This is a genomic window from Microvirga sp. Mcv34 (genome assembly GCF_024519725.1).
Taxonomy (GTDB): Bacteria; Pseudomonadota; Alphaproteobacteria; order Rhizobiales; family Beijerinckiaceae; genus Microvirga.
In genome coordinates this window covers 1-286 of record NZ_JALJRK010000316.1, presented here as the reverse complement: position 1 = coordinate 286, position 286 = coordinate 1, and the positions used below count along the sequence as shown (strand labels likewise).

Genomic DNA, 286 nt, shown 5'->3' with positions numbered 1-286 from the left:
CACCTGCATCGGCGTGCTGCGCCACATGCGTGGTCTTTCCAAGGAGCGGGTCGAGGCGGCATCGGCCAAAGCCCTGGCGATCAGGGCCTTCTCCTACAAGGGCATTGCCTCTCTGCTCGATGCCCGCACGAGCCCCGAGCCTGCTTCCCCCGAGCATCCTGCCATCACCCACCGCAACATCCGCGGACCGGGCTACTTCCACTGAAGGAGACGACAAGCATGTTGACCCACCCCACTCTCGAGTTGCTGCACGAGCTCGGCCTGCATGGCATGGCCAAGGGCTTCA

Annotated in this window: 1 pseudogene; it reads left to right on the top strand. The window is 64.3% G+C overall.

Going from position 1 to position 286, the window contains the following annotated elements:
* Window positions 1-205, top strand: a pseudogene (locus tag OC446_RS30765) (IS21 family transposase); the annotation flags it as partial.
* Window positions 206-286: the final 81 nt, after the last annotated feature.